The organism is Collinsella sp. LCP19S3_B7 (assembly GCF_052121795.1).
Classification (GTDB): domain Bacteria; phylum Actinomycetota; class Coriobacteriia; order Coriobacteriales; family Coriobacteriaceae; genus Collinsella.
This window is the reverse complement of record NZ_JBQKDO010000021.1, coordinates 1-23,714: the sequence shown is the minus strand read 5'-3', so window position 1 is coordinate 23,714 and position 23,714 is coordinate 1. Positions and strand designations below refer to the sequence as shown.

The following is a 23,714-nucleotide window of genomic DNA, read 5'->3' as shown; positions in this document are numbered from 1 at the left end:
CTCGAAGAGCCCGATCGCCGCCTTCCTGGCCACGATGTCGTGCTTCACCCTCAAGTCGACACGCATAAAAAGCCTCCCATTTCTCATGTCCAAGAAATGGGAGGCAGTTCAGTGCGCAGCGGGGGTTCTTTCATGTCCGAGGACGTCCGCGAAGGTTAGCCCTCAGATCCTGCGGTGGGAGACCTAGGCCTCGTTGTACACCGTCTTGAGCTTCAGCAGGTGAGCGTAGCGGTCCATAGCGGCCTGCTCGTTCTCCTTGAAGAGCTCCTCGGCGCGCTCGGGGAAGGAACGCGTCAGCGAAGCGTAACGGGCCTCGTTCATCAGGAACTCCTGATAGCCGCCCGCGGGCTCCTTGGAATCGAGCGAGAACTTCTTGCCGGCAGCAGCCTCGGGGTTGAAGCGGAAGAGGTTCCAGTAACCGCACTCGACAGCCTTCTTCATCTCGGCCTGGCAGTTCTGCATGCCGCCCTTCTTGATGGAGTGCATCTCGCAGGGGCTGTAGCCGATGATGAGGGACGGGCCGTCGTAGGCCTCGGCCTCGTGGATGGCCTTGAGAGTCTGAGCCGGGTTGGCGCCCATGGCGACCTGCGCCACGTAGACGTAACCATAGCTCATAGCGATCTCGGCCAGAGACTTCTTCTTGGTCACCTTGCCGGCAGCGGCGAACTGAGCAACCTGGCCCAGGTTCGAAGCCTTGGAGGCCTGACCGCCGGTGTTGGAGTAGACCTCGGTGTCGAAGACGAAGACGTTGACGTTGTGGCCAGAAGCCAGGACGTGGTCCAGACCACCGAAGCCGATGTCGTAGGCCCAACCGTCGCCACCGAAGATCCAGAAGGACTTCTTGGTGAGGTAAGCCTTGTCGGCGAGGATCGCCTTGGAAGCGTCGCAGCCGCACTTCTCGAGCTCGGCAACGTAGGCGGCAGCAGCAGTCTTGGAGGCCTCGACGTCGTTGACGGAGTCGATCCAAGCCTGACCGGCGGCCTTGAGCTCGTCGGACGGACCGTCAGCGGCGATGAGCTCCTGGGTGGCGGCGATCAGCTTATTCTGGACGGCCTCGTAACCGATGGCCATGCCCAGACCGTGCTCAGCATTGTCCTCGAACAGGGAGTTGTTCCACGCCGGGCCGTGACCGTCCTTGTCCTTGCAGTAAGGAGCGGTGGCAGCGGGGTTGCCCCAAATGGAGGAGCAGCCGGTGGCGTTGGAGATGAACATGCGGTCGCCGGCGACCTGGGTCACCAGACGTGCATAAGCGGTCTCGGCGCAGCCGGCGCAGGAGCCGGAGAACTCCAGGTAGGGCTGCTTAAACTGGCTGCCCTTGACGTTGGCCGCGATGAGCTCCTTCTTCTCGGAGACGTTCTTGACCATGTAGTCCCAAACGGGCTGCTGATCCATCTCCTGCTCGGCGGGAGCCATCTCGAGGGCGCCCTTGGGGCAGACCTTGACGCAGTTGGTGCAGCCCATGCAGTCGAGCGGGGACACGGCCATGGTGAACTTCATGCCCTTGGCCTTGGGACCCATGGCGTCGAGCGTACGGGTAGCCTCGGGCGCGGCGGCAGCCTCGTCCTCGGTCATCGCGAACGGACGGATGGTGGCATGCGGGCACACATAGGCGCACTGGTTGCACTGGATGCACTTGGTCTCGTCCCAGTGAGGAACGACCACGGCGACGCCGCGCTTCTCGTATGCGGAGGCGCCCAGCTCAAACTGACCGTCGGCACAATCGACAAAGGCAGAAACGGGCAGGCTGTCGCCATCCATGCGATCGATGGGCTCGAGCAGGTTCTTGACCTGCTGGGCGATAGCGGACTTGGTCTCCTCGGAAAGCTCGACAGGAGCGGCGTCCTCGGCGGTAGCCCAGTCGGCCGGAACCTCGAACTTACGGAAGGCGGTAGCGCCGGCATCGATGGCCTTGTGGTTGGCGTCGACGATGGCCTGGCCCTTCTTCATGTAGGACTTGGTAGCCGCGTCCTTCATGTACTGCAGGGCGTCCTCGGCGGGCAGGACCTTGGCCAGCGCGAAGAAGGCGGACTGGAGCACCGTGTTGGTGCGCTTGCCCATGCCAACCTTGGCGGCCAGGTCGATAGCGTCGATCAGGTAGACGTTGACGTTGTTGTTCGCGATGTAGCGCTTGGCCACGGCGGGCATGTGCTCGGCGAACTCCTCGTCGCTCCACTGGCAGTTGACCAGGAAGGTGCCGCCAGGCTTGACGTCGCGGACCATCTTGAAGCCCTTGACGATGTAGCTGGGGTTGTGGCAAGCGACAAAGTCGGCCTTGGTCACGTAGTACGGCGAGCGGATCGGGGAATCACCAAAGCGCAGGTGCGAGACGGTAACGCCGCCGGTCTTCTTGGAGTCGTACTGGAAGTAGGCCTGAACGTACTTGTCGGTGTGGTCGCCGATGATCTTAATCGAGTTCTTGTTGGCGCCGACGGTACCGTCGCCACCCAGACCCCAGAACTTGCACTCGATGGTGCCGGGAGCTGCGGTGTTGGGCGCATCCTCGGCCTCGGGCAGGCTCAGGTTGGTCACGTCATCGACAATGCCGATGGTGAACTCGCGCTTGGGCTCGTCCTTCTTGAGCTCCTCGAAGACGGCAAACGCGGACGCGGGAGGCGTGTCCTTGCTGCCCAGGCCGTAACGGCCGCCGACGACCTTGATACCCGTCTTGCCGGCCTCGTAGAGAGCGGAGACGACATCCTGGTAGAGCGGCTCGCCGATGGAACCCGGCTCCTTGGTGCGGTCCATGACGGCGATCTTCTGGACGGTCTCGGGGAGAACGTCCACGAAGTGCTTGATGGAGAACGGACGGAACAGGCGAACCTTGACCAGGCCGACCTTCTCACCGTGAGCGTTGAGGTAGTCGATGACTTCCTCGAGCACGTCGCAGAAGGAGCCCATGCACACGACGACGCGATCGGCATCGGGAGCGCCGTAGTAGTTGAACAGGCCGTAATCGGTGCCGAGCTTCTCGTTGATCTTCTTCATGTAGCCCTCGACGACGGCAGGGAGCTCGTCGTAGACCTTGTTGCAGGCCTCGCGGTTCTGGAAGAAGATGTCGCCGTTCTCATGGCTGCCGCGGGTGTGCGGGTGCTCAGGGTTGAGCGCGTGGTCGCGGAAAGCCTGGACGGCGTCCATGTCGCACATCTCGGCAAGATCCTTGTAGTCCCACATGGCGACCTTCTGGATCTCGTGGCTGGTGCGGAAGCCGTCGAAGAAGTTGAGGAACGGGGTCTTACCCTCGATGGCGGCAAGGTGAGCCACCGGCGAGAGGTCCATGACCTCCTGGACGTTGCCCTCGGCGAGCATGGCGAAACCGGTCTGGCGGCAGGCCATGACGTCGGAGTGATCGCCAAAGATGTTCAGGGCGTGGGAAGCGACGCAACGCGCGGAGACGTGGAAGACGCCCGGGAGCTGCTCGCCCGCGATCTTGTACATGTTCGGGATCATCAGGAGCAGGCCCTGAGAAGCCGTGTAGGTGGTGGTCAGAGCACCGGCGCCCAGCGAACCGTGAACGGTACCGGCTGCACCAGCCTCGGACTCCATCTCGACGACCTTGACCGGGGTGCCAAAGATGTTCTTGCGACCCTGGGCCGCCCACTGGTCGACATGGTCGGCCATCGGGCTGGACGGCGTAATGGGATAAATTCCCGCTACCTCGGTGTACGCATACGAAACATATGCGGCCGCCTCGTTGCCGTCCATAGACTTAAACTTACGCGCCATATACCCCTCTCCTCTCATATAGGTATACAGGCCCCGGCGATTACCGGGATGTTGGCGTGATGGGATTTTCGCTGTTGCTTCCAGTCATCTGACAGGCGGACTCAGCAGCAGGTACATGGCGTGGAGAGAAGGCATGCCGAGGCGAGGAGGGCTGCACGCGCTCCACAGGCCCAGCTACCCGTCTTGCACATGATCGAGCGCCGCAAAGGCCGCATGCCGGATGCTCCCGGGCACGCCCCGGTGATGGGAAGCGCCCGCAACGGAAATCCGCATGCGGGTTTATTGTACCCCGCCGTCAAGTGTAATTTCGACAAATATAGGCGGGCGGTAAAGGTTTACCCCGAGCGACCATCAAGGGCAAAAATAATCCTTCCGTCACCGAGGGACCAAATGGCAGTTGCGGTGAAATAGGGACTGTTTTTTGCCGGCCGTAGCCTTAAACAGTCCCTATTTCACCGCAACTTATTTAGGAGATGAGTCAGAGGGCGCCGAGGAGGATGGCGTAGGTTGTGGATTCTCCGAGCCTGAGCTCGTCACCGGGGTTGAGCTGAGCGGAGCGGCCGGGCTCGACCTGGGTGCAGACGTTCGTCGCGCCGTTTACCACCACGGTTCCGTTGGTGGACGACAGGTCCTCGACGTGCCAGACATTTTGGTCATCGCACCACACGTGGGCATGGCGAGCCGAAACGTCATCGCCCACATCGGTGATATCGCCCTCCCCCGTCGCCAGCGCGCCGATCTCGACGCCCTCCTCACTCGGCTGAATCCAGCGCGGGGCGCTCACCACGTAGCCGTTTTGCACGCGCAGCAGTCCCAACGGGTGCGCAGGCGCCTCGTGCTCGCCCGTGACCGTCGAGGTGCTCAGCGAGCGCGGCGTCGACGTGGCGCCGCCACAGGTCGCATGAGCGTAGTCGAGGGCATAGGTCACCGACGAGCGGACATCTGCCGAGCAGCCCACGGCGACAAACAGCACCAGGATGGCCTCGGCGCGCTCGGCGGGCATGAGCTCAGCCGCCTGCGACAGGCGCTCGAGCGCATTGCGATAGAGATTCGTGTCCTGATGGCATTCCTCGAGTGCCCGCACCATGGGCTCGCCAGCGGGGCCGCACACCATGTTGGTCACGGCCGTGGCGTCCATGGGATTGCGGCGGCGCAGGGCCAGCTGCGACATAATGCGCGCGGCCGAGGTGCCGTAATCGGCAAAATAACGTTCTTGCAGCGTGCCGACCGGCGCGCGCACGATAAAGCGCGAAACCCAAGATCGATCGGCAGCACGGCTCTGCGGACTACGGCCGTCGACGAGTGGGCGGCTCGAGAGCACCAGGCCGCACAGTTCGATATGGCTCAGGTGCGCTGCGCGCTTAAAGATGTCAAACATTGCCCCGCACGGGGTGAGCTCAGCTTGAGAAGCCATGGCTTAGCCCTCCTTGGTCGCAGAGATAGTGTCGGATACTTCGGCCGGCCCGCCAAAGGCGCGAGCAGCCGCGGCTCCGCCGGCAAGCGGCGTCGCCATGGAAATTTTCGCACGTCGCGCTGACACGACGGGAAGCTCAAAGGCAAACCCCATCGCCAGCAAAAACCACGTGAGCGCATAGGTTGCAATTAAGGCGGCAACGAAGCCGCTCGCTACGGCGCGCTGGGAAAACACGGTGCATGCAACCGCGATCAGCACCGGAACCTCGCAGGCAGAAAGCGCCAGTACGCCTTGCAGGAACCCCGTGCGACGATCGTGTGCCATGGCGCCGGCAGCGATGCCCACCATGCCCGGCGGTGCCAACGCCAGTGCGGCGATAATGGCCGGCAGCTTCCCGGACCACATAAGCGGTCCTACGACGAGCGTCACATGGGCGCCCGACGCCAACAGCGCAGCTGATACCACGACCACAGCCCAAAGCACGCCGCATACCGCCGTCGCACCAACCATCGCCGCACGCCGGGCCGTGTGCCCCGATACCTCCATCGGGCACGGCATGAGCGGCTCGGCGCGAAGCGAGCGGGCGACATTTTGCGCATAGTGGTCGCAAAATGCCGAGAGCGCCGCCTCCACCGCAGCCGGCTCGGGACGATCTTCCTGATGGCAGGACAGGCAGGCCATGACCACGTCGAACAACTGGGCATCGACAAACGCCAGCGCATCGCGCAGATCCTCGGAATTTGGATCGAGTCCGAGCTGCTGAGCCTGTTCGGCCGCGGCAAGTGCCACATCGGGCTCGCGTCGCAGCAGTTGCGTCAAGTCGCAGCCGGGCGCGTGGGCGCCAACGGGATAATCGGGCAGCGTATCCATCTTGAGGCGATAAGGGCTGGCGATATCGCACGTCTTTTTGCGCGAGCCCGAAGTACCCGACGCACCCGGCGCTACTTCGTACGGCGCGACACCGGCGATGAGCTCGTAGACCGTACTCGCCGCTGCATACACATCGATTGCCGGCGACATGCGAAGCATGCGCAGGTCGGGGATATCGTCGGTGAGCATCTCGGGCGGGGCGTAGGCCACCGTCGCGCGGCGCAACGTGGCATAGCGCTCGGTAAACGACGCCTTGCCGCCGGTGCCGGCCACCACAGAGGCGGGCTCGAGCGCCAGCGAAGAGCCAAAGTCGATCAAGCACAGGTCGAAGGTGCCTTCGGCAAGCTGTCGGTCGAGCGGCAGGCGCGCCGTGCGCACCATAATATTAGCGGGCGAGATATCGCGATGGACGAACCCCTCGCCTACCAAGCTCATGCGGCAGAGCAGATCGAACAGGTCGCGACCCAGGCGCGCCGCCACGAGCGGCGACAGACGCCCGGCCTCGTCCACGGCAAGGCGCGAGCGCAGGCGAGCGAGCGTCTCGCCCTCGACCCACTCCATGACAATCGCGGGCACGCCGTCAACCTCGCCCCATCCATACAGGCGGGGAAAGCCTCTAAGGCCCGAAAGGGCGCGATGGCATTCGTATTCCTCGCGAAACGCCGCCTTGAACTTGGTGACCAGCGCCTCGTGGGCGACATCGTCATCAAATTCGTCGCGCGTTGGCAAGATGAGCTGCTTGAGTGCCACGGCCTCGCCCTGCGCGTTGACGGCACGCGTCACACGGCCGATACCGCCGCGGCGCATGGTGGCGTCATCGGCAAACAGCATCGTAAAACGGCGCAGGTAGGCGGGAAGCTCGTCCGGGCCCAGCGCAATGGCGGGCTCAAACCCTCCAACGCGCGCCAGGCGCAGGCCCACCATAGGGTCACGGCTGAGCGACTGGGTTGCCACAGAAGCAAGGCTATTCGTCATAGGGCGATCGCCGCCACTTTGGTATTGAAGTTGTTGAGCGCGACGTCGTCATCGCCATAATGCCCCACCCATTGGCACAGATTGGTGTAGCAACCCCATAGGTTGGCGTATTGCTGATACCACTTTGACTTGGGAGAAAACGTTTGCCGGCCAAACTCGGCACGGATGACAAACATATCGTTGGTCAGGCTGTCGCACGGTCCGGTATCGCCCGTAGCGTTATAGGTCGAAACCACGCTGTTGGCGCGGGCGACATAGCCATCGAGCATGTTGTATTTGGTCACGAGCCAGCTGTGAATACTCTCCTCCTCGGCAGCCGAGAGACCACCCGAGCCCGTGTCGCCGCCGGCACCGCCGTCCGTCGAGCCATCACTCGAAGATCCACCGCCAGAGGCGGAGCCCGAACCGGAACCGCCGCCCGACGAATCGGAGCTGGAGCCAGACGAACCCGAACCGCCGGGCTGGCCTGTCTGTTGGGCGTCCTGCCCCTTCTGCTGCTCGGCCTTATTGACGACAGAAGCCACACTGTTGTTGGAAAGCTTCGTAATGACCTTGGTGTTGGTGAGCACGATGGTCTTGCCGTTTGCCAGCGTAACCTCGTTGTCCGATGTTTCTGGACTGTCCGCATCGTCGCCACCGAACACAACATGCGAGACCACGCTCGCCCACGCATATCCGGTTGTCGTTCCCAAGTCGCTTTTGGCCTTGCGCCCAATATGCAGCTCGCGCTCAGCATGCGCCTGTACCATGGACGGCACCGTCATGCCATAAGCCGAAACACCGGCTATGACCAGCACGAGCGAGCAAGACAGCAGCACGTACGCCCGAGGCGCCAGGCCCAGCCGGCGTCGAATGCGCACCGCGGCGCCATGCTTTGTCTGAGTACTAGCGGGCCGCATGCGTTCTCCTCCAACAAAAACACGCCGCTTAAAAGCGGCGCATTCTTTCATATCCACATTTGAGTGTATCAGCGAACTCAAAAGGTTGTGCAACGAATGGGCAAATACGAGGTGAGAGTGGACCCATCCACGCGATAAGCGGATGAAAAGCAGGTTTGTTGTACAACAAATGCATGAACGCGTGCCCAATTATGAGCGCCCCGTGCGGCAGGCCGACGGGACATGCCGCGGAGCTGACGCCGCCTAGATCGCACGACGGGCCTCGATAGCACGGCCGAGCGTAAGCTCGTCAGCATACTCCAGGTCGCCTCCCACGGGCAGGCCGCTCGCCAGACGCGACACCTCGACGCCCAGAGGCTTGATGGTGCGGGCAAGGTAGCTCGCCGTGGTCTCGCCCTCAATGTTGGGGTTGGTGGCGATAATGACCTCGTGGATGTCCTCGTGGCCCAAGCGCGCCAGCAACTCGCGGATGTGCAGCTGCTCGGGGCCGATCTTGTCCATGGGGCTGATCACGCCGCCCAGCACGTGGTAGAGGCCGTGGTAGCTGCCCGTGCGCTCAATCGCCTGGACATCGCGCGGCTCACCCACCACGCAGATGCGGGTGGTGTCGCGCATCGAGTCTTGGCAGATGGAGCACTCGTCAGCGGTGGCGTAATTAAAGCAGCGGCTGCAAAAATGCACTTCCTGCTTAACCTCTAGAATGGCCTCGGCCAGGCGGCGCGCCTCCTCGGCGTCGGCCTCGAGCAGGTAGTAGGCGATGCGCTGGGCCGATTTGGGGCCAATGCCCGGCAGACGGCCCAGCTCATCGAGCAGTTTTTGCAGACTATGGTTGGCACTCATATATGTGCGCGTCTTAGAACGGCATGCCCGGGATGTTGAGGCCGCCGGCGATGGCGCCCATCTGCTTGTTGGCGAGCTCGTTGACGCCGCGGACGGCCTCGTTGACGGCAGCCATAATCATGTCCTGCAGCATATCGACGTCCTCGGGATCGAGCGCATCGGGGTCGATGGTGAGGTTGACGAGCTCCATCTCGCCGTTAACGGTCACCTTGACCATGCCGCCGCCGGCAGAAGCGTCGACGGTCTGGGACTTGAGGTTCTCCTGCGCGGCGGCAAGCTGCTCCTGCATCTTGCGGGCCTGCTTCATCATCTGCTGCATGTTCATACCGGCCATGATGGCTCCTTTACGTGTGGTCGCGCGACAAGCTGCAAGGGCAGCCGGGCACGGCGGGACTTTCAAACTCAAAAATCGTACCACGGCGCGGGACAAACGAGCGGGGCGGTCGCGCTAACTCAGTCGATGTACATGTCCTCTAGCGTGACGCGCCGCCCAAGACTATGCAAGGTCGAATTATGCAAGGTCTCACAACTCGGCGTATATACCCGCCCGCATAGTTACTCCACCGGCTTGAAGATGGTGGACTGGCCAAAGACACTACGTATGAGGGCTTTGGCCTCGTCCTCGGTCTGCGGGATGCCCGGGGCTGCGCCCTGGTGACCGAAAGGACTGCCAGCACCGGGGTTGGACTCCCAAGGGGCAGCGAGGGCGTCGTCACTTGCAGGAGCGGACGTCGCAGCCGCGGGAGCTGCGGCCGAAGCGGCAGGGCTGGGCGCAGGCGCCGCGGCAGGCATGTCGAACGGAGCAAGATCTTCCCCGTTCGCATCGCCGGCGAAGCCGCCGACCATGGCGTCGTCGTAGGGTACCTGCTCGGATTCCCATGGCGCAGCCTGTACAGACGGCTGAATCTTGGGAGCAGACGCGCACTCGGACACTCGGGGCGCGGGCTCGGTCGGGAGCTTGCCCGTGGCAGGAGCACCGGCAGGGTTGTCGGAGCGCAGCCAGGGGGCCTTGGCCAGGTTGGATGACTTGGGTGCAGGCGCGGCAGCGGGCTTGGACGCGGGGATCGGAGCAGCCGGTTTGGGCACGGCGGGTTCAGTCACCGACGGGATCGGTGCCGCTACCGGTGCCGCTTTTGGCTGCGGCGCGCTGGCGCTCGAGGATGCAGGGGCCGCCGAGGACACGGGTTGCGGGTCCGCAGATGCCGCAGCCCGTACAGATGGAGAATGCTCCTCATGTTGAGGAGCCGGCCTGACACCCCCATCCAGGACATAGTCGACGGTGCGACGACCGAAGACCGCACTGACTGTCGGCAAAAACACCGCCTGTGTATCAGCACGCCCGAGCATCTTGATAGCAAATGCCGTAGGGAACGAGACCGTGAGCTTAGAACCATCGTCTGCCGTAGCGCGAGCGTTCAACAGGAGAGCCGCATAAGAAGGTTGTTGGGCCTTGACGCGCTCGACGACCTCGACCCATTTGCGCTGGAGCTCGCCGGCATCCTCGACCGCAGGGGTCTCGGCGGCGCCGGCGGCAGCAACCTGAGCGGCAGTGTTGGGCTGGGGCTTAGGCGCCGGAGCGGTGATAGGCGCGGGGGCCGCAACGGGCTGGGGCATCGGAGCCGGGGCAGGCTGAGGCGCAGGCGCAGCGGGCTTGGGGGCCGGCGCGGGCTGGGCCGCCGGAGCGGCAGCGCCGCGGTCCCAGGGCATGCCGCCCTGGTGCGCAGACGCAGCGGCGGGAGCGGCAGATGCCGTCGGAGCGGCAGCTCGGGCACCCGAGATCAGCGTCGGTTGTTGTGTCGCCACAGGTGCAGCCGCGACAGCCGCGGGCGCAGCACCAGCAGCAGCCACGCTCGCCGGCACCGCGGCGTTGGCGACCATGGCCTCCAAGCGTGCCACGCGCTCGGCCAGGGCCTCAATGGTCAGATCGGCCTCGGGACGTGCCAGGCGCGTGCAGGCGATCTCGAGCACCAGGCGCACGTCGCTCGCACCCCTCATCTCCAACGCGGCATCGTCGAGCACTGTCAGCACGCGGGCCAGACGGTCGGCCGGATGCCCGCCAAAGGCAGCGGCCTCGGCAGCAAGCGCCTCAGCCTGCTCGGCCCCGCCCTCAAACAGCTCGCCACGGGTACCGGCAACGCAGGCCACATACACGTCGCGCACGTGCGCCACCAGGTCGCGCGTCAGCTCAAGCAAGTCATTGCCCTCCTCGACCTGTGCGCGAATGAGCCCATAGAGTTCAGCAATATCACGCTCGGCGATGGCGCGGGCAAACTCGCCCAGGATCTGGTCCGAAACCTCGCCCAAAAGCGAGCGGGCATCGTCCGCATGCACGGCGCCGTTGCCAAAAACGCTCAGCTGCTCCAGCGTGGAAAGCGCGTCGCGCATGCCGCCCTTGGCATGGCGCGCCACGATGGCCAGCGCCTCGTCGTCGTAATCGAAGCCCTCCTGCTCGCACACGTAGGACAGGCGATGCTCGATATCCTCGTTGCCGATGCGGTGGAAATCGAAGCGCTGGCAGCGCGAGAGGATGGTCTCCAGAATCTTTTGCGGATCGGTGGTGCACAACACAAAGATCACGTGCGCCGGCGGCTCCTCGAGCGTCTTGAGCAGCGCGTTAAACGCCGCCGTCGTGAGCATATGGACCTCGTCGATGATATAGATCTTGTACTTGCCACGCACCGGGGCAAAGTTAACGGAGTTGATGATCTCCTCGCGCACATTGTCCACGCCCGTACGGCTTGCGGCATCGAGCTCGTAGACATCGGGGTGGTTGCCCTCGGCGATGAGCTCGCACTCTTCGCAAGTGCCGTCGGGCATGCAGCCGCTTGCGCCCTCGGCGCGCGCCGCCTCGGCATTGCGGCATAGCAGCGCCTTGGCCAGAATGCGCGCCATGGTGGTCTTGCCCGTGCCGCGCGGTCCGCAGAACAGGTACGCGTGGGACAGGCGTCCCTCGGTGATGGCGTGCTCGAGCGTCGAGACGATATGCTGCTGGCCCACCACGGAGTCGAAGGTGAGCGGGCGATACTTTCGGTACAACGATTCCATGGGTGCTCCCCGGGTATACTGAGTTTTGTTGCCGCGACGGCCATGCGGTCGCACGGCATACTGCACTCATAATAACCCGTACGGCGAGCCCGCCGCGATAGGAGTCCAAAGAGCATGGCAGACGCAGAGAGCAACCTCGTTCCCTCCGAAGCAGCCGACCAGGTCGAGGTCGCGCTCGAGAAACAGGCAGCAGCCGACGACGGCATCCTGTACCTCAACGAGTATCAGTACGAAAACGACCTCGTCACCGACTTCGCCCGCTTGGTCGCCTCGCCCAGGCGTCGCGGCTCGCTGTATGTCGCCGCGGCAATTGCCGCGCTGCTCGGCATCGGCATGTTGGTGGCCGGCGGCAACTGGATCAAGTTTGGCGTCGTCCTGATCGTGTTCGGCGCCTTTTTGGCCTGGTGGAGCAAAAACCTGCACCACACGCTCGCCCGCGACTTTATCGACGCCGTCGAGGCCGACAAGTCCATGGGTGGCCGCTATCGCCGCGTCGCCGCCAACGAGGACGGCTTGATGGTATGGGGCAAGAGCGGCAAGTCGCAGTTCTTCCCGTTTGAGAAGCTCGACCACGTACTCGACGGCGAGCGCATCTTTGTTGCCATGTTCGCAGACCAGGGCGTGACGATCCCCAAGGACACCTTTGTTCGCGGCGACGCCGAGCAGTTTGGCTCCTTCCTTAAGGCGCGCATCAACAAAAAGCTCCGCATCGAGACCAAGAAGAAGAAAATGAAGGCCGAGAAGGCTGCAGCCGAGGCCAAGCAGGGAGACAAGGCAGACAAGCCCCAGGACAACAAGGGCAAGCAGTGCAAGCAGAAGAAGGGCAAGAAGAAGCGCTAAGGCCAAGTCAGACAGGCAGCCTCGCATCCCGCTATCCTCCCCATGCACCAGAGCGTGCTACACTAGCAGCATCTATGCCACCGCGAATGGCTCGGCCCCGCGCCCGCCGCTCGCAAACGAACTTTAAACGCACGAGGGTTGGCCATGCCGCTTTTCTCGCAACATACCGCCCGGTTCTCGCCGGACGTCCCTTTGGAGGGCACCAGCTCTCGCGAGCTGCTCAAGCGGTACCAGCCGCTCGAGACGCTTGCGACCGGCGGTTTTGGCTCCATCGAGATTTGCCGCGACACGCACCTGCGTCGTCGCGTGGCCATTAAGCGCATCCCTCTTATCAACGGCTCCGGCATGCCCGCCAGCGACATCATGGATGTACTGCGCGAGGCGCATACCGCCGCCATGCTTCAACATCCCAATATCGTGCAGGTTATCGACTTTACGCATGACACCGCCTATGCCTACCTGGTCATGGAGTATGTCGACGGCATGTCGCTGGCCGAGTTTTTGCATCGCGTGGACGGCCACTCGCTCACCTTTGACGAGGCAGCGACCATTGCCGACGCGTTGGGTCAGGCGCTCACCTTTGCCCATGCAAACGGCGTGCTTCATCTGGACATAAAGCCCGCCAATGTGCTCATTGACCACTCGGGCAATGTAAAGCTCACCGACTTTGGCATGGCGCGGCTGTCATCTGCCGGCGGCTTTGGCGGATCGCGCGGCGGCACCATCGGCTACATGCCGCCCGAACAACTCGATATCGAGACCGGCACGGTCGACGAGCGCGCCGATGTCTTTGCCCTTGCCTGCGTGATCTACGAGGGCCTGTGCGGCAGCGCCCCCTTTATGGCGGCAACGCCTGCCGACTCGCTCGACCGCATCATCGGCGGCGCCACCTACCCCAGCGAGCTGATCCCGCACTTTCCCCCGGGAGCCGAGGCAGCGCTCATGAGCGCCCTCTCCCCTATGCCGCAAGACCGCCCCGATAGCATCGAGGCATTCTGCGACCAACTCCTTGCCGGCTTGGGGAGCGTGCGCGAAGGCCGTCGCAGCTTGGAGCAGATGGTAAGCGAGCTTTCGGACGACGAGCACGCGGCAGACGATATGGAGTCGCTACCTTACGAGGATAACGCCATCGAAGTCGACCCCGCGCTTGGTTGGGCGGGCACGCGCTGGAGCTGCGCGCGCGATTACACCATGCGCGGTCTCTCGGCGCTAACGTGTGCAACCTTCAGCTTTTTGCTTATGCAGACAGCGGGCGTCGCGGCGCTTCCCGGGCTGGTCGCCGCGGCCATCGCTATTGGCGCGGCGGCAGGCTTGGCACCGCAGATCGGCTCGGCTATCTCGGCCGTGGGCTTTTTGGTGCTCATGGCCAACGCCACCATGCAGGCGCAGGGCATCCTGTCGATGCTGCCGGTCGCGGTCATTTTTGCCGCCGCCATGTCCGGATGGTGGATTGCCTGGGGACGCACCGAAGCGGCCGCGAGCGCGGCACTCACCTGCGCGCTTGCGCTAGGTTGTCTAACCGGCGACGCCATCCTTGCCGCCGGGGCCGCCGCGGGCTTCGCGGCGTTTTGGCTCGGCCCGGCAAGCGCCGCTGCCGCCACGGGTATAGGCGCGCTTTTTGCCCGCCTGGCCGCAGCTGCCCTCCCTACGGGAGGCGTGCTGGGGCTTGGCAATGTCGCCGCAGCGCTGGGCGACGCGTTCCTCTGGGCCGCCTTCGCACTGATCGCAGCAGCAGCCGCGGCAACGTCGCTGCTGCTCAATACCCATGCCAAGCGCGCCGAGCAGGGGTCAAACCTCGCCGCCATCGTCGCAATTGCCGTCGCCGGTATCGGCTCGGCCGTATCGTTTTGTCTTGCACACCATATGGAAATTGCCAGCCTTGCGGGCACGGTCGTCGCCAAGGCGGCGGTTGCGGGAATCCTATCCTCTATAATCGTTGGGATATGCCTGTATTTGCTCGGATACCAAAGAACCTATACGGAGAGTGATCTTTCGTGAACTTCCTGAACATCTTCGAGGACCACGTGGCCGGCATCTTCGGTGCCACCCGTGCCCCGTTCTCCTTTAAGAAGCTTGCCAAGCAGGCTGCTCGCGACATGGAGGATCAAACTCTGGTGATCAACGGCGTCAACACCGCGCCGGCGCTCTATACCATCCTGATCGCCACCGATGACGATCCCATGCTTGCCCCGTTCTATCCCGAGCTTTCGCGCGAGGTGCGCGAGTTTGTGAAGGCGCAGGCCGAAAAACGCCGCTACGTCTTTGTCGGCGAGCCCCTTGTTCGCTTTATGATCGACCCTCAGCTGCGCGCCGGCAAGTTCTCGGTCTTTGCCGAGAACGTCGACGCTCCCACGCTCGGCCGTCTGTACGAGGAAGAGCGCGCCTATCAAAATGGCCTGGGACAGAACAGCTCGGCCACAAGCCGTGCCGCAAGCGCCCCCCGCGCCGGTCAGCAGCAGTTTGCATCGCCGCAGCAACACCCGGCCGCCATGCCCCAGCAGCAGCCGATACCCCGCGCTGCCACTCCCGACCCGCTCGCTGTGGCCGACCCCTTTGCACCCAATGTCCCCGATCCCGCAGCCCCCATCCCTGTGCCGCAAACCGTCTCGCGCGACGCACTTGCCGGTATGGGCGGAGCGGCTGCCACTGGCGCCGCCGTGGGCCTTGGCGCTGCGACCAGCATCGCCTCCAACATGGCAAGCCCCCGCGCCCCGCAGCGTCCGCTCGCCCAACTCGTCGACGTCGTGAGCGGCGAGAGCCACAACATCACCTCCGCGCAGGTGACCATCGGTCGTGAGCGCTCGGTATCCGACATCGCCCTGCGCGACCCCAACGTGTCGCGCCGTCATGCCCAGCTCACCTTTACCGGCTCTGACTGGTCGATCGAGGACCTCAACTCCACCAACGGCACGCTCGTCAACAACCGCCGCATCACGCGCTGCCCGCTGCGCAACGGCGATCTGCTAACGTTTGGCCTGAGCACCTTTGAATTTAGGGGTTAATCGCTTATGAACATCGATATCGTCCTTTTTGCAGGCCGCATCGTACTGGTCGTCCTGCTTTATATCTTCTTGTTCGCCGTCATGAAGACCGGCGTGGGGCTCGTGCGCGGCCAGCGCCGCGACTCTGCCATCTGGACGATCGATGTGGACAAGGGCCCGCGCGGCATCCGCGGTATTCACGTGGATATGCTTGGCCCCGTCATCGTCGGTCGTTCGCCGTCATCTGACATCTGCATCAACGAGCCGTTTGTCTCTGCCTCGCATGCGCGTTTTTCGCTGCAGGGCCCGGCACTTATTATCGAGGACCTCAACTCGCTCAACGGCACCCTTGTTAACGGCCGCCAGCTGGTGGAGCCCGCAACGCTGCGCGAGGGCGACGAAGTCCAGATTGGCGACGTGGTCATGAAGGTGAACCGTCGATGATCGACGAGGAGAACAAGTCCGCAACCATGTCCGAGGCGCTGGCTGCCCCCGCGGCCGTGCCGGCCCATGCCGCCCCGGCGGGCCCTGCGCCCGTTGAGCCCGAGGACACCGTGTTCTCCCTGCCTCTTTCGCATGTAACGCAAGATCATCCAATGCCCATCGATGGCCAGGATGAAGATAATTCCACCGATGCCCCCATCGGCGCACACGCCGTTGCCGATCAACCTTCGGCACCGGAAACTACACCTGCGCCGGCCCACTTTGCCGAGTCTGTCGCCGCGGCAATCGATGAGAGCGCCGCGGTGTTTTTGGCCCCCGAGCCCACGGCACCGGTGTTTCCCGTAGTTCCAGCACCCACCGCAGCGCCCGAGCCCGCATCTACACCGGCACCCGCGGCGGCATCCTCCCCCGCGGCCGCATCGGCGCCCGAGGCCGTGCAGCCTACGGCCGAAGAGATGCCCGTCACAGCGACGGAGGACGCCTCTCAGCCCCACAGCACGCCCGCGCCCGCACACTTCGCGGCACCCGAGCCCGCAGCCGTCGCCCCGCAAGACGAAGAGCCTGCCGACCACACAACCGAAGTGCCCGCCACGTCTAAAGTCGACGACCCGAGCAACGAGGCCAACGCCGTCTCGCCCGGCGACACGGCCGAGATTGATGTCGCCGCCGTGGAGGCCAAGCTCAAGGACCCTGGTTCGACCATGAGTTTTGAGCCGCTGACCGACGAGCGCATCGAGACCGATTCGACCTACGATGCCGGCACCACCACGCAACTCATGTGGGGCGCCCGCTCCGATGTTGGCTGCGTGCGTCCGCACAACGAGGACTCCTACCTGGTACAGTCGCCGCTCTTTTGCGTGTGCGACGGCATGGGTGGTCACGCCGCCGGCGAGGTAGCCTCCTCCATCGCGGTCGAGACCATCGCCAAGACGGCGCCACAGGCTGCCGACGCCGCGCGCCTAGCCGCAGCCGTCGAAGCTGCCAACGCCGCCGTCATCGAGGCCGCACTCAACGGCCTGGGCAAGCCCGGCATGGGCTGCACGGCAACCTGCGCCTATATCGAAAACGACATGCTCGCCATCGCCCACGTGGGCGACTCGCGCGCCTATCTGCTCCACGAGGGCACGCTCATCCGCGTGACCCGCGACCACTCCTATGTGGAGGAGCTCGTGGACGCTGGCGAAATTACGGCCGACGAGGCGCGCGTCCATCCCAACCGCTCGGTTATCACGCGTGCGCTGGGTTCGGACCCCGCCATGTATGCCGACCACTTTACCCTGCACATCGAAGAGGGCGACCGCCTGATCCTGTGCTCGGACGGCCTTTCGAGCATGATTCCCGATAGCGAAATCGAAAACATCGCCACGCAATCGTCTACGGCGCAGATTTGCGTCGACAACCTGGTGGACGCCGCGCTCGCTGCCGGCGGCCACGACAACGTGACGGTAGTCGTTGTGGACCTGGTCGACGACGGCGTCATGCGCGAGGCGAAGCGTGTTCGCCGCCGCAACGTCACCATTGCCGCCATCCTGGGCATCGCTTTTGTGCTGGCGGCAACCATCTGGGCCTACGCGGGCGTCACCGGCTCGTATTACCTGGGCACCTACAAGGACACCGTCGCGGTCTACCGGGGCATTCCCGGCAAGCCGCTCGGCCTTAAGCTGCACTGGCTCGAGAGCACGACCGCCATCAAGCTATCCGACCTACCCGAAGACACGCAGAATCGCCTGAAAGCAGGCATTCCGCAAACGAGTGTCGACGACGCGCAGGACACTATCTCCAAGTACCGTCATCAAATCGATGAGGAACAGACCCGCCAGGTGATCGACGCGCAAACGATTCGCGACAACACCGACCAGGAATCGACTTCCAAATCGAATTCCGAAAAAACCGCCGAACAGTCCGCCGAGGCCGAAGCCTCCGATAAGAATTAGAAAGGGAGTGCCGCTTATGAGTCGCCGCAACACCGAAATGCTCTTGCTCATCGCCTCGGCGTTCCCCGTCATCCTGCTGTATGCGATGTACGTGCTCACCGCAGGCGCTTCCATCTCGTTTGAAACGCTCGCCGTGCCGATCGGTCTTTTTGCCGCCTTCGCCGCGGCGCATATCGCCGTGCGCATCCTGGCGCCCGGTGCCGATCCGGCCATCCTTCCCATCGTCTTTGTGCTTTCGGGCATCGGCATCACGTTCGTAACGCGTCTGGCACCCGCCCTCGCCATCTCGCAGCTCGTCATTCTGTTTGTCTCGGTGGCACTGATGGTGGGCACGCTCGCGATGATCAAGAATCTCGATGTGGTCATGCGCTACAAGTACACCTTTGGCATCATCGGCATCATCTTGCTGATGCTGCCCATCTTTATCGGCACCACCATCTCGGGCTCCAAGCTGTGGATTCGCATCGCCGGCTTCACCATCCAGCCCGGAGAGTTCGCCAAGATTTTTATCGTATTGTTCTTGGCCGGATACCTAGCCGAAAACCGCGAGCTACTCTCCATCTCCAATCGCAAGATCTTGGGCCTCAAGGTCCCGCGCCTGCGCCTGCTGCTACCGCTGTTCGCTGTGTGGGGTGTATGCCTTCTGGTCGTTGTCTTCGAGCGCGACTTGGGCTCCGCCGTGCTGTTCTACACCATCTTCTTGCTGATGCTCTACGTCGCCACGGGACGTTTCTCGTATGTCGTCATCGGCCTTGCGCTTTTGGCAGTGGGTGCCGTGGGCGCCTACAAGTTCCTGTCGCATGTCCAGGTACGTTTCCAGATTTGGGCCGACCCCTTTAAGGATGCCCAGGGCCAGGGCTACCAGATTGTGCAATCCCTTTTCTCGTTGGCTGACGGCGGTCTTATCGGCGTTGGCATCGGTAATGGCATGGCCAATAACATCCCCGTCGTCGAGTCCGACTTCATTTTCTCGGCCATCGGCGAGGAAATGGGCCTTTTGGGCGGCGGCGCCGTACTCGTCCTGTTTATGCTCTTTGCCGTGCGAGGCCTGACCACGGCCGCCCGCGCTAAGTCCGACCTTGCCGCATTTAGCGCCACGGGCCTCACGGCCGCCATTAGCTTCCAGGCCTTCTTGATCGTTGGCGGCGTTACCCGCCTGATTCCGCTGACCGGCGTCACCCTGCCCTTTATGAGCCAGGGCGGCTCCTCGCTGCTGGCGAGCTTTATCATTGTCGCGCTTTTGCTGCGCGCCGGTGACGAGGCAACCGGTCGCGAAGCCGAGCTCACCGGTACCGGCACCATGGCCGCCATCACTGACGACCAGGTCGCTTCTGCCGCGGCGCATGCCGGCACGCGCTTCGCTTCTTCGTCTTCCTACGGCCGTGGCAGCCACTCCACCGGCTCGCGCATGCGTCGTCGCCTGCTCGATACGCCCGAATCTGGCGTGCTCGGCCGCGTGGCGCTCGCTAACCGCCTAACCCGCGCGGTGTTTGCCTTTACGGCCCTGTTCGCCATCCTCATCGGCAACCTCACCTATGTCCAGGTCATCAAGGCCAAGGATTACCAGGATATGCCGACCAACAATCACACCATCGCCCGTTCCAAGTACATCCAGCGCGGCTCCATCATCACGTCCGACGGCGTGACGCTGGCCGAATCGCTGCAACAGGAGGACGGCACCTACGTACGCTCCTACCCTAACGGCAACCTGGCCGCCCATGTGGTTGGCTATGTGAGCCAGCAGTACGGCACCGCCGGTATCGAGAGCGTGATGAACGACACGCTCACCGGTTCCAAGGATTACTCCAGCTGGAACAATGCCATCGCGTCGCTCGCGGGCCAAAACCAGCCGGGCAACACCGCCAAACTCACCATCGACTCCCGCATCCAGACGGCTGCCGAACAGGCTCTCAAGGGCTTTAAGGGCGCCGTTGTGGTCATGGACCCGCGCACTGGCGCGGTGCTCGCATGTGCCAGCTCGCCCACCTACGACAACACCAACATCGACGCCCTGCTGCAATCGGGTGGCGGTGAGGACGGTTCTATGTACGACCGCGCCATGGACGCCCTCTATACTCCGGGCTCCACGTTTAAGGTCGTCACGCTTTCGGCGGCGCTCGAGTCCGGTGCAGCGACGCTCGACACCACCTATAGCGCTCCGGCCGAGATGGAGATCGGCGGCGCTGCCGTCACCAATGCCGACGACATCGGCTACGGCACCATCTCGCTCCGCCGCGCGTTTGCCGTGTCGTCCAACGTCGCCTACGGCCAGCTGGCCCGCGACCTCGGCGCCGAGACGCTCGTCAACCAGGCGAACGCCTTTGGGTTTGGCCAGTCGCTCGGCCAAGACTTCTCCACCACGCCCTCCATCATGCCCGACCCGTCGGTGATGACGGAATGGGAGCTCGCCTGGGCCGGCGCCGGCCAGCCCGTCGGCATGGACCACACGCCGGGTCCGCAGACCACCGTCATGCAGAACGCCGTTATTGCGGCGGCCATCGCCAACAGCGGCGTCGTCATGGACCCGTTCTTCGTTGCCCAGGTGCTCGCCCCAGACGGAACCGTGGTCAAAACCACGCAGTCCCGCTCACTGGGCCAGGCCGTCAGCGCCACCACGGCCGAACAGGTCAAACAGGCCATGCTCGACGTCGTTCAATCCGGCACCGGCACCGATGCCCAGATTCCGGGCGTCAAGGTTGCCGGCAAGACCGGCTCTGCCGAGACCGTCGGTACCAGCGTCAACTCGATGTTCGTCGGTTTTGCGCCTTACGATTCACCCACGGTCGCCATCTCGGTAGCCTTGGAGGATTACGACAAGCACGACGTCGAGGCGGCAAAGATCGCCGGCATCGTCCTGACCGCGGCACTTGCCGCCCAGGGAGCGTGATGCCCGTGATTGATGCGCAAGCATGGGGCGTGCCGCGGCCGATAACACTAGCGGCAATGCGCCACACGGCCCCAGCGGCCTCAAATTTGGTACTACACACATCGTTGAGCGAATAGTCATGTTAGGAGCAGGAATGGAACAGAGGGTCCTCGGGGGAAGATACCTCCTCAAGGATAAGGTAGGAACGGGCGGCATGGCGACCGTCTACCGTGCACAGGACCAGGTCCTCGACCGCACGGTAGCTATCAAAATCATGCTGCCGCAATATGCCGGCGACGCCACCTTTGCCGCACGCTTTAAGCAGGAGGCCCAGGCAGCCGCCGGCCTCTCCTCCCCCTATATCGTCGGCGTCTACGATTGGGGCAAGGACGGCGACACCTATTACATCGTCATGGAATACCTGCGCGGCACCGACCTTAAGAGCGGCATCAAGAGCCACGGCGCCCTTGACCCCAAAAAGGTCGCTCAGATCGGCTCGCAGATCAGCTCCGCACTTTCGGTCGCCCACAAGCACGAGATCATCCACCGCGATATTAAGCCGCAGAACATCATGGTGCTGCCCGACGGCAACATCAAGGTCATGGACTTTGGCATCGCGCGCGCCAAGAACAGCCACCTTACGCAGGACAACAACGTTTTGGGCACCGCCCACTACGTAAGTCCCGAGCAGACCCGCGGGCAGGATCTAGGCCCCACCTCGGACATTTACTCGCTGGGCGTCGTGATGTACGAGTGCGCCACCGGCCGCGTGCCTTTCGACGGCGACGATGCCATCTCGGTCGCACTCAAGCAGGTCAACGAGCTGCCCGTGCCGCCGAGCCAGATCAACTCCGGTGTCGATGCCGATCTTGAGCGCATTATCCTCAAGTGCATGGAAAAAGATCCGGCTAACCGTTTCCAGACGGCCGACGAGCTGCGTCAGGTGCTCAACAGCTACCTGTCTGGTCGCGCCGTCAACGTGCCGGAGCCTACGCGCGTTATCGGCGCCGTTGGCGACCTGGGTGCCACCAAGACCCGAGAGCTATCCGACCAGACGCGCGCCATGGTACGCCCCGTCTCGGGCGTAAGCGGACAAAATAACGCTCGCAGCTCCGTCTCGGGTTCAACCGGCTCTTACGCCACCGAGCAGCCCAAATCCAACAAGAACAAGATCATCGCCGCCGTAGTTGCTGCGGTAGCCGTAATCGGCGTCATCGTGGCCTTTGCCACCGGACTCTTTGGCGGCGAGCAGGTCCCGGTTCCCGATGTGTTGGGTAAGGACCAGGAGACCGCCATCGAACTGATTAAGGATGCCGGCCTTGACGTCGGAACCATTGACCAGAGCTACAACGACGACGTCGACGAGGGAAAGGTTGTCGAGCAGACTCCTAACGGTCACACCAAGAAGCCCAAGGGCACCAAGGTGAATCTGGTAATCTCCAAGGGTCCCAAGCCCTCCGAGAAGGTTGATGTCCCGCAGCTCGTTGGTCTGACCAAGGACCAGGCAGAGGCGGCGCTGGCAAGCGTCGGCCTTAAGGGCAATGCCACCGAGGAAGCCAACGAGGCCGAAAAGGGCAAAGTCTTTGAACAGGGCACCGATGCGGGCAAGGAAGTCGAGAAGGGCACGACCATTTCGTACAAAGTCTCGAGTGGACCCGACACCACCTCCGTCCCCGATCTGACCGACATGACCGAGGCTCAGGCACGCAACGCCCTCGATATGGCCGGCTTTGGCGTCGATGTGACCTACCAGGAGAACGATTCCGTCACCGAGGGCACCGTCATTAGCTGGAACCCCAGCGGTAAGCAAAAGCCCGGCGCCACGATTACCGTCGTCATCGCCAAGAAGTCCGGCAAGGCAAACGTTCCGGGCAACCTGTACGGCAAGAGTATCTCCTCCGCCGTCACCGCGCTCAACAACGCCGGATTCTACAACATCGCATTCTGCGATCAGAACGGCAACCCCGTGAGTGGTAACGAAAACGCCACCGTGACGGGCGTCTCCCCCACTGGCAAGCAGTCCACCGACAGCACGATCACGCTGACGGTTTCGATTTCTGGCTCTGGCACCGATTCAGGCGACGATTCCGGCACGACCAACTAGTCATCGATACATTGCCCACAGCGGCTGATGCCGCCAACATATTCGCTCACAGGCGCCCGCTTGCTCCCCCAGCAAGCGGGCGCTTTCTTTATCCGAAGCAGCGAAAACTACGGTATGCCTTTAAACCAGAAGAGCCCGGTACCGCAGCGGTACCGGGCTCGATATTGCTCTGGTGCCCCCAGGCGGATTCGAAAACTCCCCCGCGGGAAAATCGGTGACGCGGGTGTCGACGGCCCGAATCCGGCCCTTAGACCAGAAGAGCCCGGTACCGTGGTGGTACCGGGCTCGATATTGCTCTGGTGCCCCCGGGCGGATTCGAAAACTCCCCCCGCGGGAAAATCGGTGACGCGGGTGTCGACGGCCCGAATCCGCCGGCGGCCCCCCACAAACCAGAAACGGCGCCGCTCCCGCGACGCCGTCATATTCCCTGGTGCCCCCGGGCGGATTCGAACCGTCGACACCCGCTTTAGGAGAGCGGTGCTCTATCCCCTGAGCTACGGAGGCATGTTGTACTAGTGTAGCAGATTTGCGCCACTGCCATGCAGCGCATAGCCACTCTTCGAAGTTACGGTGGAACAGCCCTCCGGAAAGCGTGTCCCACTATCCAGACGAATTCTGGGACGGGCTTTCCGGATGGGGCCTCTCTAGGAAACTACGACCCGAAATTTGAGCGGGACTGCGGACAAAAAGTTGGACCGTTGAGGTCCGGAACGGAGTCCGCATGGCATACAGTAGGAGAATGGTGGAGAGGGCCAGGGCGCTTCGCGGCGCCGGGCTCA

Annotated in this window: 14 protein-coding genes and 1 tRNA gene; 7 read left to right on the top strand and 8 right to left on the bottom strand. The window is 63.3% G+C overall.

The genetic code is table 11. From position 1 onward, the window contains the following. Positions 1 to 183 precede the first annotated feature (183 nt). The 7 genes from nifJ to dnaX all read right to left on the bottom strand — a co-directional run bounded on the left by nifJ (position 184) and on the right by dnaX (position 11,766). Positions 184 to 3,723 (bottom strand): pyruvate:ferredoxin (flavodoxin) oxidoreductase, encoded by a 3,540-nt coding sequence (gene nifJ / locus ACTQW0_RS07870; RefSeq protein ID WP_427719337.1) that lies wholly within the window; start codon positions 3,721 to 3,723, stop codon positions 184 to 186. A 478-nt stretch (positions 3,724 to 4,201) separates the two neighbouring features. Further along, positions 4,202 to 5,137 (bottom strand): FHA domain-containing protein, encoded by a 936-nt coding sequence (locus ACTQW0_RS07865; RefSeq protein ID WP_441567659.1) that lies wholly within the window; start codon positions 5,135 to 5,137, stop codon positions 4,202 to 4,204. Between the two features lie 3 nt (positions 5,138 to 5,140). Continuing rightward, complete coding sequence (locus ACTQW0_RS07860; RefSeq protein ID WP_441567657.1) at positions 5,141 to 6,982, bottom strand: serine/threonine protein kinase; 1,842 nt, start codon at positions 6,980 to 6,982, stop codon at positions 5,141 to 5,143. Continuing rightward, the gene (locus ACTQW0_RS07855; protein ID WP_427719333.1) at positions 6,979 to 7,881 is read right to left on the bottom strand and encodes a hypothetical protein; all 903 of its coding nucleotides are present in this window, start codon (positions 7,879 to 7,881) and stop codon (positions 6,979 to 6,981) included. Before ACTQW0_RS07855 ends, ACTQW0_RS07860 begins: the two co-directional genes overlap by 4 nt. A gap of 243 nt (positions 7,882 to 8,124) precedes the next feature. Next, complete coding sequence (gene recR, locus ACTQW0_RS07850; RefSeq protein ID WP_099432550.1) at positions 8,125 to 8,721, bottom strand: recombination mediator RecR; 597 nt, start codon at positions 8,719 to 8,721, stop codon at positions 8,125 to 8,127. Positions 8,722 to 8,734: 13 nt separating this feature from the next. After that, positions 8,735 to 9,055: a YbaB/EbfC family nucleoid-associated protein gene (locus tag ACTQW0_RS07845; protein WP_427719331.1), complete on the bottom strand. Its 321-nt coding sequence runs from the start codon at positions 9,053 to 9,055 to the stop codon at positions 8,735 to 8,737. Positions 9,056 to 9,276: 221 nt separating this feature from the next. Next, on the bottom strand, positions 9,277 to 11,766 hold the full coding sequence (dnaX, locus tag ACTQW0_RS07840) for a DNA polymerase III subunit gamma/tau (RefSeq protein WP_441567655.1): 2,490 nt from the start codon (positions 11,764 to 11,766) through the stop codon (positions 9,277 to 9,279). 114 nt (positions 11,767 to 11,880) lie between these two features. On the opposite strand from dnaX, the gene ACTQW0_RS07835 reads away from it, so the two are divergent. The 7 genes from ACTQW0_RS07835 to pknB all read left to right on the top strand — a co-directional run bounded on the left by ACTQW0_RS07835 (position 11,881) and on the right by pknB (position 22,935). Beyond that, positions 11,881 to 12,606, top strand: a complete 726-nt coding sequence (locus ACTQW0_RS07835) for a hypothetical protein (RefSeq protein WP_427719328.1) — start codon at positions 11,881 to 11,883, stop codon at positions 12,604 to 12,606. A gap of 144 nt (positions 12,607 to 12,750) precedes the next feature. Further along, positions 12,751 to 14,604 carry a serine/threonine-protein kinase gene (locus ACTQW0_RS07830; protein WP_441567653.1) on the top strand — a complete coding sequence of 618 codons (1,854 nt, stop codon included), beginning with the start codon at positions 12,751 to 12,753 and terminating at the stop codon, positions 14,602 to 14,604. Beyond that, complete coding sequence (locus ACTQW0_RS07825; RefSeq protein ID WP_441567651.1) at positions 14,601 to 15,608, top strand: FhaA domain-containing protein; 1,008 nt, start codon at positions 14,601 to 14,603, stop codon at positions 15,606 to 15,608. The genes ACTQW0_RS07830 and ACTQW0_RS07825 overlap by 4 nt, the downstream gene beginning before the upstream one ends. A 6-nt stretch (positions 15,609 to 15,614) precedes the next feature. Continuing rightward, positions 15,615 to 16,031 (top strand): FHA domain-containing protein, encoded by a 417-nt coding sequence (locus tag ACTQW0_RS07820; RefSeq protein ID WP_055250779.1) that lies wholly within the window; start codon positions 15,615 to 15,617, stop codon positions 16,029 to 16,031. Then, positions 16,028 to 17,965 (top strand): Stp1/IreP family PP2C-type Ser/Thr phosphatase, encoded by a 1,938-nt coding sequence (locus tag ACTQW0_RS07815; RefSeq protein ID WP_441567649.1) that lies wholly within the window; start codon positions 16,028 to 16,030, stop codon positions 17,963 to 17,965. Before ACTQW0_RS07820 ends, ACTQW0_RS07815 begins: the two co-directional genes overlap by 4 nt. 16 nt (positions 17,966 to 17,981) lie before the next feature. After that, entirely contained in the window at positions 17,982 to 20,852 is a 2,871-nt protein-coding gene (locus tag ACTQW0_RS07810; protein ID WP_441567647.1) for an FtsW/RodA/SpoVE family cell cycle protein, read from the top strand. Positions 20,853 to 20,985: 133 nt separating this feature from the next. Next, entirely contained in the window at positions 20,986 to 22,935 is a 1,950-nt protein-coding gene (gene pknB, locus ACTQW0_RS07805) for a Stk1 family PASTA domain-containing Ser/Thr kinase (protein WP_441567645.1), read from the top strand. Between the two features lie 428 nt (positions 22,936 to 23,363). Here pknB and ACTQW0_RS07800 read toward each other — a convergent pair. Continuing rightward, positions 23,364 to 23,439: transfer RNA gene (locus ACTQW0_RS07800), tRNA-Arg, on the bottom strand. Positions 23,440 to 23,714 lie beyond the last annotated feature (275 nt).